This is a genomic window from Arthrobacter sp. AG367, assembly GCF_007828995.1.
Lineage (GTDB): Bacteria > Actinomycetota > Actinomycetes > Actinomycetales > Micrococcaceae > Arthrobacter.
This window is the reverse complement of record NZ_VIVE01000006.1, coordinates 189976-204740: the sequence shown is the minus strand read 5'-3', so window position 1 is coordinate 204740 and position 14765 is coordinate 189976. Positions and strand designations below refer to the sequence as shown.

Annotated in this window: 13 protein-coding genes; 8 read left to right on the top strand and 5 right to left on the bottom strand. The window is 66.7% G+C overall.

Annotation, left to right across the window (positions count from 1 at the left end):
• Positions 1–40 precede the first annotated feature (40 nt).
• The gene (pta, locus tag FB478_RS16070; protein WP_144601105.1) at positions 41–2167 is read right to left on the bottom strand and encodes a phosphate acetyltransferase; all 2127 of its coding nucleotides are present in this window, start codon (positions 2165–2167) and stop codon (positions 41–43) included.
• 189 nt (positions 2168–2356) lie between these two features.
• Here pta and FB478_RS16065 point away from each other — a divergent pair, with 189 nt between their 5' ends.
• From FB478_RS16065 to FB478_RS16045, 5 genes are all read left to right on the top strand, one after another.
• Positions 2357–2827, top strand: a complete 471-nt coding sequence (locus tag FB478_RS16065) for a hotdog fold thioesterase (RefSeq protein ID WP_018768854.1) — start codon at positions 2357–2359, stop codon at positions 2825–2827.
• A 6-nt stretch (positions 2828–2833) separates the two neighbouring features.
• Positions 2834–4186 carry a phenylacetate--CoA ligase PaaK gene (gene paaK, locus FB478_RS16060; RefSeq protein ID WP_134164093.1) on the top strand — a complete coding sequence of 451 codons (1353 nt, stop codon included), beginning with the start codon at positions 2834–2836 and terminating at the stop codon, positions 4184–4186.
• A gap of 115 nt (positions 4187–4301) precedes the next feature.
• Positions 4302–4907, top strand: a complete 606-nt coding sequence (locus FB478_RS16055; protein WP_134164094.1) for a TetR/AcrR family transcriptional regulator — start codon at positions 4302–4304, stop codon at positions 4905–4907.
• A gap of 101 nt (positions 4908–5008) precedes the next feature.
• Complete coding sequence (locus FB478_RS16050) at positions 5009–6145, top strand: S1C family serine protease (protein WP_134164095.1); 1137 nt, start codon at positions 5009–5011, stop codon at positions 6143–6145.
• Positions 6146–6158: 13 nt separating this feature from the next.
• Entirely contained in the window at positions 6159–6464 is a 306-nt protein-coding gene (locus FB478_RS16045) for a hypothetical protein (protein ID WP_018768858.1), read from the top strand.
• Positions 6465–6572: 108 nt separating this feature from the next.
• On the opposite strand, the gene FB478_RS16040 is transcribed toward FB478_RS16045, so the two are convergent.
• Entirely contained in the window at positions 6573–6980 is a 408-nt protein-coding gene (locus FB478_RS16040; protein WP_056392696.1) for a VOC family protein, read from the bottom strand.
• A gap of 197 nt (positions 6981–7177) precedes the next feature.
• On the bottom strand, positions 7178–9289 hold the full coding sequence (gene paaZ, locus FB478_RS16035) for a phenylacetic acid degradation bifunctional protein PaaZ (protein ID WP_018768860.1): 2112 nt from the start codon (positions 9287–9289) through the stop codon (positions 7178–7180).
• 145 nt (positions 9290–9434) lie between these two features.
• Here paaZ and FB478_RS16030 point away from each other — a divergent pair, with 145 nt between their 5' ends.
• Together FB478_RS16030 and FB478_RS16025 are read left to right on the top strand one after the other, a co-directional pair.
• Positions 9435–9878 carry a PaaI family thioesterase gene (locus FB478_RS16030; RefSeq protein WP_051081334.1) on the top strand — a complete coding sequence of 148 codons (444 nt, stop codon included), beginning with the start codon at positions 9435–9437 and terminating at the stop codon, positions 9876–9878.
• 104 nt (positions 9879–9982) lie between these two features.
• Positions 9983–10690, top strand: coding sequence for a DUF4397 domain-containing protein (locus FB478_RS16025; RefSeq protein ID WP_144601104.1), 708 nt, complete (start codon positions 9983–9985; stop codon positions 10688–10690).
• Positions 10691–10759: 69 nt separating this feature from the next.
• Here the strand turns inward: FB478_RS16025 and FB478_RS16020 are convergent, their stop codons facing one another.
• Entirely contained in the window at positions 10760–12898 is a 2139-nt protein-coding gene (locus FB478_RS16020; RefSeq protein ID WP_144601103.1) for a S1 family peptidase, read from the bottom strand.
• 90 nt (positions 12899–12988) lie between these two features.
• Positions 12989–13714 (bottom strand): tyrosine-protein phosphatase, encoded by a 726-nt coding sequence (locus FB478_RS16015; protein WP_144601102.1) that lies wholly within the window; start codon positions 13712–13714, stop codon positions 12989–12991.
• A 204-nt stretch (positions 13715–13918) separates the two neighbouring features.
• Between FB478_RS16015 and FB478_RS16010 the strand changes: the two genes are divergently transcribed.
• Positions 13919–14761 (top strand): SGNH/GDSL hydrolase family protein, encoded by an 843-nt coding sequence (locus tag FB478_RS16010; protein WP_018768865.1) that lies wholly within the window; start codon positions 13919–13921, stop codon positions 14759–14761.
• Positions 14762–14765 lie beyond the last annotated feature (4 nt).

Here is a 14765-nt window from a genome sequence, read left to right as displayed (position 1 = left end):
TTACCAAAGTGCCGGCGTCGTACGTTTTCTGCGTGGTGCCCTAGGAGGCCGGTGCCTCTGCAGAGACCTGCGCCTGTTCCTGCACCTGGGCTTTCGCAGCACTTTGCGCCTGGATGGCGGTGATGGCCACGGTGTTCACGATGTCTTCCACCGTGCAGCCGCGGGAGAGGTCGTTGACCGGCTTCCGCAGCCCCTGCAGGACGGGGCCCACGGCAACGGCACCCGAGCTCTGCTGCACCGCCTTGTACGTGTTGTTGCCGGTGTTCAGGTCCGGGAAGATGAACACCGTGGCCTGCCCCGCTACCGAGGAGCCGGGCATCTTGGACGCGGCAATGGAGGCATCCACGGCGGCGTCGTACTGGATGGGGCCCTCCACGGCGAGGTCCGGGCGGCGCCGGCGGACCAGCTCGGTGGCCTGCCGCACCTCGTCCACCGCCTCGCCCGATCCTGAGCCTCCGGTGGAGTAGGAGAGCATGGCAACCCGCGGCTCCACGCCGAACTGGGCGGCGGTCTCGGCCGAGGCCAGGGCAATGTCCGCCAGCTGCTCCACGTTGGGGTCCGGGTTCACCGCGCAGTCGCCGTAGACCAGCACGCGGTCCGGCATGAGCATCAGGAACACCGAGGACACGATCTTCACACCCGGCCGGGTCTTCACGAACTCCAGGGCCGGCCGGATGGTGTGCGCCGTGGTGTGCGCCGCGCCGGAGACCATCCCGTCCACCACGCCCAGCTGGACCATCATGGTGCCGAAGTAGCTCACGTCCTGCATGATCTCCAGCGCCTTGGGCAGGTCCACGCCCTTGTGCGCCCGCAGTTCGGCGTACTTCTCTGCGAACCTGACCCGAAGTTCGGAGGTGGCAGGGTCAATGACGTTGATCCCGGTGAGGTCGATGCCGTTCGCGGCGGCCAGTTCCCGGACGGCGGATTCGGGGCCCAGCAGCGTCAGGTCGCAGACATCGCGGCGGTGCAGGATTTCGGCTGCGCGCAGGATCCTGACATCGGTTCCCTCCGGCAGGACAACGTGGCGGCGCTGCGACCGGGCCCGCTCGATGAGGTCGTGCAGGAACCGCAGCGGGGTCATCCGCTCGGGCCTGGGCAGGTGCAGGCGCTCCACCAGCTCGGCTTCATCCACCCGCCGGGACCAGAGCCCCAGGGCGGAGGCCACCTTGCGCCGGTGCCCGGACCAGATCTCGCTGCGGACCTCGGAGACCCGGCGGGCGGTCTGGTAGGTGTCATCTCCGGTGGCGAACACCGGGAACGGTGCCTGCGCCAGGAGCGGGTAGATGTTGGCATCCGGGGCCAGGCCGCCGGTGAGGATGAGCGCCGACGCCACCGGGAACTCGGGTGAGAAGGAGGATGCCAGGCAGGCCACCATCACGTCCGCCCGGTCCCCCGGCACGATCACCAGGGCGCCTTCATCCAGCACGTTCAGGAAGTTGCCCACATTCATGGCGGCCACCTTGATGTCCCTGACGTCGCGTTCCATGTCCGGCGTGCCGGCGATCTGCCGCACGCCCAGCGCCATGGCCACCTCCCCGGTAGTGGGCCGGGCGATCTCCTCCAGTTCCGGCAGGATGTACACGGGCCGGCCGGAGGCACCGGGCTTCAGGGCCGCCGCAATGGCATCCAGGTCATCGGCGTTTGCCCGGTTGACCATGATGGCCAGGAGCGAGCACTTTTCCGCGGCAAGTTCCTTGCGCGCCACTTCGACGGCGGCAGCGGTCTCCGGAACGGTCCGCCCCTTGGCGCCCACAACGGCCACCACGGGCGTGGCCAGGTTGTTGGCAAGCCGGGCATTGAGGTCGAATTCGACGGCGGAGTCCTGGCCCACCAGGTCTGTGCCTTCGACGATCACCACGTCGCAGAGGCGGGCGATGTCGGCGAAGATCTCCACGCACCTGGCATCGATCTCGGCCCGGTTTCCCTCCGCGAGCAGCGTGCGGACCTCCGCGTAGGTCAGGCCGCCGCGGCACCGGTCATCGTCCAGGGCGAACCGGGACTTCATCAGCGCCACCATGGGGTCCTCGGCTGCCGAGGGGCCGTGGACCACGGGCTTGAAGAAGCCGATCCGGTCCGCGTGCCGGTGCAGGGTGTCCGCCAGGCCCAGGGCTACCAGGGACTTGCCCGAGCCGGGGGTGGTTGCGCTGACGTAGATGCCTTTGGCCATGGTCCGCCCTTTGCTGTTCTTGCTGGTGCAGGTCCTCCCATCCTTGCACTTCAGGCCCCGTGGCGCGCGCCGCCGTCGGGCATTCCACCCCGGATGCCCTCCCGGCCAACGCACGCTGCCCTTGACACCGGACCCCCTCATGGGATTACCTAATGAACATTCGGTAAATAAAGCTGGAGGCAATGACGCATGGCTGAAGCAACACTTTCCGGGGCCACCCACCCCATCCTGGAAAACGACTACGCCTCCGAATGGATGGGAATCCAGGTCCTCGCCCTCAGCGACGGCCATGCAACCATCCGGATGACCCTCCGGCAGGAAATGCTCAACGGTTTCGGGATGGCCCACGGCGGAATGATCTTCGCGTTCGGGGACACCGCCTTCGCCCTCGCGTGCAACCCCATCCACCCTGCACCCGGCGAGGAAGGCACCATCACCGTGGCCTCCGGCGTCGACATCAACTTCCTCAAGCCCGCCTTCCGCGGCCAGGTGTTGACCGCCGTCGCAGACCGCCGCTCCAGTGCCGGGCGAAGCGGACTGTACGACATCCAGATCTTCGCGGCCGACGCCGCCGCGCCGGCTTCCGAAACCCAACCCAGTTCCCCGGGCGAGCTCATCGCCGAGTTCCGCGGACGCAGCCGCACCATTCCCAAGAAGTAGGAAACCATGACCCTGCATGCCCCCGAAACCCCCGCCGCTGCCGGCATCGACCCCGGCCTGGACCGCGAGGAAACCATCTCCCGCGATGAGCTCGAGGCCCTCCAGCTCAGCCGCCTGCAGCACACGGTGGCCTACGCCTACGAGCGCGTGCCGCTGTACAAGCGCAAGTTCGACGACGCCGGCATCCACCCCAACGACCTGCGTGAACTGAGCGACCTGGGCAACTTCCCGTTCACCACCAAGGACGACCTGCGCGAGGAGTACCCGTTCGGCATGTTCGCGGTACCGCAGCACGAAGTGGCCCGCGTCCACGCGAGCTCGGGCACCACGGGCCGCCCCACCGTGGTGGGCTACACCAAGCAGGACCTGGCAGACTGGGCGAAGCTCGTGGCCCGCAGCTTCCGCGCCTCCGGCATCCGCCCGGGCATGAAGGTCCACAACGCCTACGGCTACGGCCTGTTCACCGGCGGCCTGGGCGCCCACGCCGGGGCCGAAGCCCTGGGCTGCACCGTCATCCCCATCTCCGGCGGCCAGACCGAACGCCAGATCCAGCTGATCCAGGACTTCAAGCCGGACGCCATCCTGGCCACGCCCACGTACCTGCTCACCATCGCCGACGCCATGGCCCACATGGGCATCGATCCCGCCTCCACATCGCTGAAGTATGCGGTGCTGGGCGCCGAGCCGTGGACCGAGGAGATGCGGCATGAACTTGAGGTCACCATGAACCTCAAGGCATGCGACATCTACGGGCTGTCCGAGGTCATGGGCCCGGGCGTGGCCGGCGAGGCCGTGGAGACCCAGGACGGCAGCCACATCTGGGAGGACCACTTCCGCCCCGAAATCATCGACCCCTTCAACCCGGTGGCGGGCAAGGAGAACGTCCTGCGCGACGGCGAACACGGCGAGCTGGTGTTCACGTCCCTCACCAAGGAAGCGCTGCCCATCATCCGCTACCGGACCAAGGACCTCACCCGCCTGCTGCCCGGCACGGCCCGCCCAGCGCACCGCCGGATGGGCCGCATCACCGGCCGCAGCGACGACATGATCATCCTGCGCGGCGTGAACCTCTTCCCGTCCCAGATCGAGGAAATCGCCCTGCGGATCCCTGAGCTCAGCCCGCACTTCCAGCTCGAACTCACCCGCCCCGAGGGCCAGCGGATGGACCAGCTGACCGTGCGCATCGAGCGCCGCGACGCGGTGAGCATTGAACAGGGCACGACGGCGGCACGCACCTTGAAGGAGCAGATCAAGATCCACGTGGGTTCTTCGTGCACGGTGGACGTGGTGGAGCCGGGGTCGCTGGAGCGGTCCAACGGCAAGCTGCGCCGGATCTACGACCTGCGCCCGAAGGGCTAGGAGTCAGTTCTCCACGGTCGGCCGGGGCCGCTTAGACGGCCACCGGCTCCAGCGCTGCCGGACCCGGTGGCCGGGCTCCGGCCGATTACCGAACGTTCATGAGAAAATGGCGGCTATGTCTTCCACAGATGCTCCTGCAAAGCGCGGCCGGCCCGGGTATGACCAGCAGTCGGTGCTGCTGATTGCCGTCGACGTGTTCAACCGCCACGGGTACGATGCCACCTCCATGGGCATCCTGGCCGAGAACCTGGGCATCTCCAAGTCTGCGATCTACCACCACGTACCGTCCAAGGGCGACCTCCTCAAGCTTGCCCTGGACCACGCCCTGGGCGGCCTCGAGGCCATCCTGGAGCAGCCCCAGGCTACCTCCGGGGCAGCCGACGCGCGGCTGGAGTTTGTGCTGCGGCAGACCGTGGCGGTGCTGGTGGACCGCCTGCCCTTCGTCACGCTGCTCCTGCGTCTTCGCGGGAATACGGACATCGAACGGGATGCGCTGGAACGCCGGCGCACCTTCGACCACAAGGTGGCGGCCCTGATCTCCGCCGCGCGCGACGAAGGCTCGCTCCGCCAGGACATCGACCCGCGGACCGTCTCACGGCTCCTGTTCGGCATGATCAACTCCATCGTCGAGTGGTACAAGCCCGGCGGCTCCCTGTCCCCGCAGCGGCTGGCTGACGACGTCATCACCATGGCGTTCGACGGCCTGCATGCTGACGCATAGGCGGCAGCCGGGCCGGCCCAGGCATCAATAATAAGTGTGCTTGGTATTTTCCTGCTCCCCGGCTACGGTGGTAGAAAACCAGCATCCGCAGGGAGGTACCGATGGGCCAGGCCACAGATCCACGGCGTTCACGGCGCCCCCGGACAGTGCTTGCCGGCGGCGCCCTGGCGGCCGCCTTGGCACTCAGCGGCTGCACCGGTACGCCAAGCCCCCCGGCCCCCAGCGGCACCTCCCCAAGCCAGGCGTCGCCGTCGGCCTCCGCCAACTCCACGCCCGCTCCCTCCACCTCCGGTTCGGCCGGGACGGAAGGCGGCAACTCCGGGACAGCGGCCGGAAACCTGCCGCAACTCGTGGAAAACCTGTCGCCGTCGGTTGTCACCATCTTCACGGAGGGCGGCCTGGGCAGCGGGGTGGTGTACTCGGCCGACGGCCTGATCCTGACCAATGAGCACGTGATCCGCGGCGCCACCAAGGTTGAGGTGGGGTTCGCGGACGGTCAGCGGGTGGAAGGAACGGTGAAGGCCAGCGACGCGGTGACGGACCTTGCGCTGGTGCAGGCCAAACGCACCGGCCTGCCGAAGCCCACCTATCAAAGCAACCTGCCCAAGGTGGGCGAAGGCGCCCTGGTCCTGGGCTCACCCCTCGGCTTTGAAAACACGGCCACCGCCGGCATCATCTCCGGACTCCACCGCTCCATCCCCGGCTCCGCGTCCAACAGCCTCTCCCTGGTGGACCTCATCCAGACGGACGCGCCCATCAGCCCCGGCAACTCCGGCGGCGCCGTGATCAACATGCGCGGCGAGGTGATCGGGATCAGCGAGGCCTACATCCCGCCGTCAGCCGGCGCGGTGTCACTGGGCTTCGCGATTCCCGCCGCCACCGCCGTGGACGTCGCCGAAGAACTGCTGGCCAACGGCACCGCAAAACACGCCTACCTGGGGCTGACGCCAGGCGAGCTGACGGCGCAGATTGCAGACCAGCTGGGAATCCAGGAAGGGGCCGGGGTCGTGGTGCTCGCTGCCGACGGTGACGGTCCTGCCGGGCGCGCGGGGATCCGGCCGGGCGACGTCCTGCAGTCCATGGAGGGCGTGGAGCTGACCACCCCGGAGAAGCTCCTGGCGGAACTGCGCAAGCGCAACCCAGGGGACACCGTAGGCTTCAAGGTCAAGCGCGGCGATCAAAGTTTGGATATCAAGGTGGACCTGAGCGACCGGCCTGCCAGCACAACCACCCGATAGGAAGGAAAAGAATATGAGCCACCCCAAGGAAGAGCCCGACGCAGGATTCATCATCCCGGACCCCTCAAAAATGCGCGAGGACGTTCCCGGCGACGCCGGCGACGAGGCCAACGTGATCCGCTTCAGCGAGGAGCAGGCCCTGATCGAGGAACAGTCGCACGGCGTCCGCCCGGACACCTACAGCATTCCCTCCGGCGGCCCCACCATGGACGAGGCCCGCGGCAACATGGACCTCTCCGACCGCAGCGAGGACGGCCACGGCACCGGCCGCGAGGATGACAGCAGCGACGACAGCCTGCACGGCGGCGCCGAAAGCTGACGCCGGCGAACCAAGACAAGCAGCAGGGGTGCCCCGATCCGACCGGGACACCTCTGCTGCTTCAGTTTGGGCTTGCCTGCAGCTGCCGCGCCCGGACCTGGTACTCGCCTAGACCTGGTACTCGAGGGCGCTGCCGAGGTTCTGGTGGACGCACAGGATGTTGTGCTCCGTGTCCATGAACCAGGCGCACTTCTCCGAGTCCGTGGTGCAGATGTGGTTCTCCGTCCGCAGCGTAGGCAGGTCATAGTCCTGGAACACCACACCCTTGGCTTCCATGTCCCTGACAGTTGCCTCGATGTCCGGGACCTCAAAGCTCAGCGCAGTGTGATCGGAGTGCTTGCCGTCCGCGACCGGCATCAGCTGCAGCAGGGGGCCGCCGTCGGTGCCGAGTAATTCGCTTCCGTCGTCCGCCTTGCCGCGGTGCGGGAGCCCGAGCTTTTCTGTGTAGAAACTGCGGGCGCGGGCTGCATCATCGACGGGCAGGATGGTTGTGGCTGTGCTCAGTTTAAGGTTCATGTGGGCCACCTCCTACGGGAAGAATCTTACGCCCGGGCTGCCGGAAAAGACCCTCCCCAACGCCCCATCACCTCCCGCACCAAAACCCAAACGCCCCACCACCTCCTGACGGAAGGTGATGGGGCGTCGGGGAAAAACCCGCAGCAGGTGATGGGGCGTTGGGGAAAAACCCGCAGCAGGTGATGGGGCGTTGGAGGTTACTTCTCCACGAGGGTGAGGACGTCGTAAGTGGCCACGATCTCGTCGTTCTGGTTGGTGAGCACGGCGTCCCAGGCCACCTCGCCGTATTCGTCCGTTTCACGGGGAGTGATCTTCTTGGCGGTCAGGGTCACCCGGATCGAATCACCTGCGGCCACGGGGGTGGTGAAGCGGCAGTTTTCCAGCCCGTAGTTGGCCAGGACCGGGCCCGGGGCGGGCTCGACGAACAGTCCGGCTCCCCAGGCGAGGAGCAGGTAGCCGTGGGCCACGATGCCCGGGAAGAACGGGTTGGCTTCGGCGGCTTCCCGGTTGGTGTGCGCGTAGAACGTGTCGCCCGTGGAGTTGGCGAAAGCAGTGATGTCCTCGAGGGTGACCTGCCGCAGGTCCGAGCGGACGGCATCACCGATCCGCAGCGTCTCCAGGGACTTCCGGAACGGGTGCGTCCCCTCGGTTTCCACCGTGAAGTTGCGGTCCGCGCCCGTGTGCCACACACCGGTGACGGCGGTGAGCATGTTCGGCGAACCCTGGATGGCGGTGCGCTGCATGTGGTGCATCACCGAACGGATGCCGCCCAGTTCCTCGCCGCCGCCGGCGCGGCCGGGACCGCCGTGCACCAGGTGCGGCACGGGCGAACCGTGCCCGGTGGAGCTGCGGGCGTCCTCGCGGTTGAGCATCAGGACACGTCCGTGGTGCGCTGCGATTCCCGTGACCAGTTCCCGAGCCACGTCAGGATCATTGGTGCACACCGAGGCAACAAGCGAGCCGCTGCCGCGGGCGGCAAGGCGGACGGCGTCGGCAATGTCCTTGTACCCGATCACGGACGAAACGGGACCGAAGGCCTCCAGCGAGTGGACTTCCTCCGCTTCCGGGTCCTGCCAGTTCAGCAGGACGGGCGCCATGAATGCCCCGCCCTCCACCACACCGGTGGTTCCGTCGGCTGAGGTGACCGACGGCGAATCCAGCGTTCCGTACGCAAGCTCACCGCCGGCGTCGAGCATGGACTGCACGGCCGCGCGCACATCGTTCAGCTGCTCCACGGAGGCGAGGGCGCCCATGGTGACGCCGTCAGCGCGGGGGTCACCGAGGACGACGCGCTCGGCGATGCGCTTGCCGATGGCGGCGGAGACGGCCGGAACGAGTTCCTGCGGCACGATGGCGCGCCGGATGGCCGTGCACTTCTGCCCGGCCTTGGCCGTCATCTCGGTGACCACGGACTTGACGAAGGCGTCGAATTCCGGCGTGCCCTCCACCGCGTCGGGGCCAAGGATGGCGGCATTGAGGGAGTCGGTTTCCGAGGTGAAGCGGACGCCGCCCTGGACCACGTTGGGGTGGGACTTCAGCGACAGTGCGGTGGACGCGGAGCCGGTGAAGGCCACCAGGTCGCGGTAGTCCAGGACGTCCAGCAGCCCGCGGACCGAACCGGAGACCAGCTGCAGCGAGCCCTTGGGCAGGATGTTCGACTCGACGATGGCCTTGACCACGGCCGCGGCCACGTAGCCGGTAGGCGTGGCGGGCTTGACGATGGTGGGCACGCCGGCGATGAAGGCGGGCGCGAACTTCTCCAGCATGCCCCAGACCGGGAAGTTGAACGCGTTGATCTGCACGGCGACGCCGGGGATCCGGGTGTAGATGTGCTCGCCGGCGAAGGAGCCGTCCTTGGACAGCACCTCCATGGGCCCGTCCACCACCACCTGGGAATTGGGGAGCTCGCGCCGGCCCTTGGACCCGAACGTGAAGAGGACGCCGATGCCGCCGTCGATGTCGATCATGGAGTCCACCTTGGTGGCACCGGTCTGGGCCGAGAAGGTGTAGAAGTGTTCGCGCCGGGCGTGCAGGTACTGCGCCAGCTCCTTGAGCTTGAGCGCCCGCTGGTGGAAGGTCAGCTTGCCCAGTTCGGCCTGGCCGGTGGTGCGGCCGTAGTCCACGACGGCGGCCAGGTCCAGGCCCTCCGTGCTCACCTTCGCCAGGATCTCCCCGGTGCTCGCATCACGGACGGGGACTGCCGAAGCCGACGACCCGGCGTCGGGCGTCCACCATGCATCCATGATGAAGCTGGGCACTGTCTCCACGGTGTCGACCGTGGCCTGGGGAGCTGTGGCGGTGGTGGTCATCGTTGACGGGTCCTTCCAACAAGGGGGCAGGCAAACAGGACGGGTCATTACTGACCGTCCGTTCGGTAATATATTCACCATACATGAAGTGCCGTGCTGCACACTAGAAGGCCGGGACTGAATTCGGCCACCCAAAGGAGAACGTATGAGCGCCCCAACCCCCATGGATGCTGCCGGGAACCAGCCCGATGCGCACGAGCTGTGGAAGATCACGCTCGGCGAGCTGGACGAAAAGATGGGCGTGAAGATCCTGGAGGAGTCCGTTGAACGCGTGGTGGCCACCATGCCGGTAGAGGGCAACAGGCAATCCTTCGGACTGCTGCACGGCGGCGCGTCCCTTGCCGTGGGCGAGGCCGTGGGATCCTGGGCTGCCGTCATCCACGCCAGCACGATGGGCAAGACGGCGGTGGGCGTGGACGTTTCCGCCACCCACCACCGCTCCGCGCGCGAAGGCCAGATCACCATCACTGCCACCCCCATCCACCTGGGCGGCACCCTGGCCACGCACGAGGTGCTGATCACCAACGAGGCGGGCCAGCGGCTGTGCACCCTGCGCATCACCAACCTGCTGATGAAAAGAAAAAGCTGACTTAAAAAGGATGCCGGGCCGTGCATCCAGGGACGGTGTTGCGGCGGTAGTAAGCGCGTAAGCATCCTCTGCCCGGCTACCGGGCTTCCCTCAAGGAGTTCGACATGCGCAAAATGACCTACGCCGCTGGAGCGCTTTCCCTTGCCGCTTCGCTGGCTTTCGCCGCCCCCGCCCAGGCAGGCGGCCGGCACCACCATGACGATCCCGCCCTGCTGTCCGTCCTGCACGGGGTTCCCGGCCTGACCGTCGACGTGTGGGTGAACGGCGAGCTCACCCTCGATGACTTCACACCAGGGACCCTGGCCGGCCCGCTGGAATTGGCTGCCGGTGACTACCGGATCGCCATCACGGCATCGGATGCCACCAGTGCGGAGAACCCGGTGATCGGGCCGGTCGACGTGGAACTCGACGAGGGCCGCAACTACACTGCCGTGGCGCACCTCGGCGCTGATGGGGCACCCACCGCATCGCTGTTCACGAACGACACCAAGGCGCCCCGCAACGACAAGAAGGGCAAGCTGACGGTCCGGCACGTGGCCGCAGCCCCCGCCGTGGATGTGCTGGCCGGCGGATCGGCAGTGATCGAGGACCTCCGCAACCCGGACGAGGCCACCCTGAAGCTGAAGGCCGGGACCATTTCAGCAGCGGTAGCCGCGGCCGGAACAACCGATCCCGTGATCGGCCCAGCGGACATCAACGTCGAAGCCGGGAAGAACACCATCGTCTACGCGTGGGGAAGCCTGGCCGACAACAACTTGAAACTGGCCGTCCAGGTGGTTGGCGGCAAGGAGAAGTGCGACGAGCACGACTAACCACGCAGTTACCATCCACAGCGCTATGGCTGCGGGCAGGCCCCCTGGCGGGGCCCTGCCCGGGTCCGGTTACCGTGATGCACGCCTGTTCCGCCGGCGGACAAGGACCATGAGCAGGATTCCGACGGCGAGGGCTCCCGCCGCCCAGGCCGCTGCGGTAATCAATCCGGACGCTCCGGTGTTGGCCAGGCCGCCGGCGCCACGATCATCGTGTCCACCGGTGTTGGCAAGGTCCGCAGGTGGTGCGCTGGGAGTCGGGCTGGCCGCCGGCGGAGGTACGACGGCGGGAGTTACAGTCGGCAGGGCAGGCGACGGGTCGGCGGGGGCAGGGGCGATGGGAGCAGGCGTGGTTGGAGCAGGGGCAGGGCTGCTTGGCGCTGGATTGCTCGCTGTCGGCGCAGTCGGCGTCGGGCTTGGCGTTGGAGTCGGCGGTCCCGTTGTGGCGGCCGCGAACTCGAAACTGCTGACCCCGGACCGGCTGAACCCATTGACCGTCTCAGCGGTGAACCGTAGCGTGTCCGCACCCTGCGGAGCCGTGAAACTCCACTTTCCGGCCGCGTCCACGGGCACGTCGAACGGGTCCTTCCCTTGGATTGTGATCCTGACGCTGGACCCGGCAGCGACGGCCGAAGCGGGCGCGGCAGGAACCTGGCCGGAAAGGACCTGGCCGGGCTTGTAGGTTTCGCCGGGCGCTGGTGCCGTGATGGCAGGCTTGTTGAGGAACACTTCCAGCTGGTAGCCGGGCAGCACAGCCAGGCTGTCCCGCAGGGTTGCTGCGACAGCAAAATTCTGCACCACATTGCCATTCGCATCCGGCGTATCCCCCGCGGAGTGGGTGCCCAGGGCGTAGTTCCCACTGAGGTATGGTCCGCCGGAGTCGCCGCCGCTGGACTGTACTCCGTAGGACAGAAATCCATCAAAGGCCCGGATGTCGTTGGCGTTCTTCTTATAGTCAGGTCCTGGCACCAGGAAGATCCCCACTGCGTCGACGGTTCCGCAGGACCAGCCTGAGGATCTGCCGGACCGGCAAACAGGCATCCCAACCACCGGGTCCGCCGAACCAATGATCTTCACGTCCGGCCCGGGCGCTGAAGGGTCGCCCCAGGTACTGGCAGCAGGAAGCGGATCGATGTCCTGTCTTAGTGACTGGATGACAGATATGTCCGTTCCGACATTCCCGGGGTCTGTGATGGCGGTGTAATCAGGGCCTGAAGGCGTACTGGGATCAAGAACCGGTGAGTTGCCCGGGCCACCGAACTGGCTGAAGCCGAACTTTCCCAGGGGCCCGGCCGGTACCCCCTGGAATTCCAGGGTTGCTGTCTTGGCGGCACCATCCGATGCGCAGTGGCCGGCAGTCAGGACGGTGGGAAGCCCGGCGGGGTCGAATGCCGAGAAGCCTGTGGAACAGACGAAGCCGATGTCCGTCTGGTATCCAATGCCGCCGGGAACGTCCGCCTCGGGCTTCAGCGGAGTCCCGCCGTCGAGCTCCACGTTGGCGTAGCGGGACACGAACTGTTCAGGGGAAACCTTGCCGGTGCTCTTGCCGGCTGCGTCTGCCCCGGCTGCGGGGGAAACGGCGGAAAGCGCCTCCGGCGTGTTGATTCCGCCGGTTCGGATCACGAATTTTCCCCCCGCGGACATGACGGCCTGCAAACCCTGCGGGCCGACGTCGCGGAGGTATGCCTGGAACAGCTGCTCCGTGTTCACTGCCAGTTGTGCCCTGGAGCCGTCCGCAGCCGTCGAGGGTGAGGGAGCCGGCGCCGCCGTGGGCGGCTCCGCCGCGGGTGCTTCGAGCAACATGGGGAATGTATTGCCGGCAAGGGCGGCAACCGCCCTCCCAAGCGCATCGCCGGATCCGGTCACGATGATGGTGCGGCCGTCGATCCGGATTCCTGCGTAGCCCGGGACCTGGCGCAACTGAACAGCCGCGGCAGCCGCCTGCGCACCCAACTCGCCCGCGGCCTCGAACTGCTGGGGAGTCAGCTTGAGGTCCCGCTGCACCGCATCGTCCAGCGCTGCCTCTGACAGGGTGGTTGTGCCCGCGCCTGGTGTTGTACCGGAAGACGTGAACGTCCCTGCGGAGGTTCCCGGAGCCGGCGACGGGTTTTCGGAGCCGGCGGGTGCCGGGAAGGCCGCAGCGGGCCCGGCAGCGAGGCCCAAGGCCAGTGCCACGCCGGCTACCGTTCCTGTGGCAGTAATTCTTTTCATTGGGATCGCCGTTCCGCTCGTCCGCATCTGCGTTTACACGCGCTGGGATGACGGCGCGGTCGCACAGGTCACAGCAACCACACCTGTCACTCAAGTCACAAGAGTATCCTTTTGGCGTGCAAGGCCGGAAGCGGCATCCAATTCCGCAGGGCTCAATCCGTTCGCCAGCAAGTAGCTCCGGGTGTCCAGGCCGCGGACAAACGCGACCACCGCCAGCCCGCGTTGCTCCAGCAGCGGAGCCAGTTCCGATTCGGGCAGGCAGCGTTCCCGGCTGTGCGGCGGACCGTGCGTGCGGTAGCGCTCGTTGATGCCGCGGGCAGCCCGCCGGTACCCTTCGGCGATCGCGTCGTCGGAGTCCCCCGCGAGGTCCTGGACCATGGCGGCCACCAGCCCGCTGCGGTCCCGGCCTGCGGCACAATGCAGCAGGACGTTCCCCTTGGGCGCGGCCAGGGCGATGCTCCGGAAGACGCCCACCAGCTTCTCGGGGAAAAAACGGGCATTCGCGGCGTAATGCGCGGGATCATTCAGGTAGGGTCCGGTAATTGCGGTGAAGCGCGGGTCATCCGGATCCTCCGTGGGTGCCTGCACCATGTCGATCCCCGTCCACGCCTCCTCCGGCACCACCGGGTCGTTGTCCCGGCGCCGCCCCTCCGCGGTGTTACGGAGATCCACCACCGTGCGGACGCCGTCGTCGAACACCTGCTTCCATCCCGCCCCGGTCAGCCATTCACGCCGGCCCATCCGGTAGATGCCCCCGGAAACGTGCCACGCGTTGACAGCTCCGTCCCAGTCCATGGGCCTGCCACGCTCACTCATCCGCACAGCTAACCACAAGCTCCTGAATGCTGCACCACAAAAGGTCACAACAGGGAAGGGTACAAAGGCCTCCTGGCTTCCACCCGCTGGGCAATACTGTTGCGGGCACTAGCTACTTCATGTGACTGATGTTCAAAGGGGACTCCAGTGGGAAATGCTGTACTACGACGCCGACTCCCGGCTATAGCGGCCGGCCTTGCCAGCATGGCCATGGCGTTGGGCCTTGCGGCCATTCCGGCGCAGGCAGCGCCTCCCCCAATCGACTATGTCGCGCTGGGAGATTCCTATACCGCTGGCATTGGCGCCGGGCCCTATGACGAGACCAAAACCTGCATCCAGACCCCCGGCGGCTATGTGGACATTGTGGCTAAGACAGGCCGTGTGAACCTGCTCGTGAACGCCGCTTGTAGCGGTGCGGAGCTCACTGGCGGGCCAACAAGCGTGGCCGCACAGCTAAGCGACCCCAAGACGCAGGCCGCTTTGGCGGATGCCGAACTGGTGAGTATCACAGCAGGCGCGAACGATTTGGGTTTTGCACAAATAATCGGAATCTGCGCGACCTTGAGCCCGACGGATTGCAGGAATGCCGTCACTGCGGCCACTTCAGAGGCCAGCCTCGGTGCCCTCACCCTGGCGCTGGCAGACACATACAAGGCGATCCAGGCAGCCGCACCGCATGCGACGGTGGTCGTGTTGGGTTACCCGCAACTGTTCGATACAACTGACCCGGTTGTTCCACTCCCCATCCCCCTGACGAGTCAGGAGCTAATCAACCTCGGAACATTGGCCATTAACGGGGCGATTATGGATGCGGTGAACTTCGCAAATGTGAACTACGGCACGAACGCCGTTTACGTTGACGTGACTGACCGGTTCGCCGGGCACGAGGTCAATTCCGGGGATCCTTGGATCTTCTTTGCCGCTTATGTCGATTCAACCGGCACGGTTCAGCTTGATCCGCGAAGCTTCCACCCGAACAAGGCCGGACACCGGGCCTATGCCTCTGCATTACTCGCGTCGGTGAGGCTCGGCCAACTCGTGCGGTAGCCAT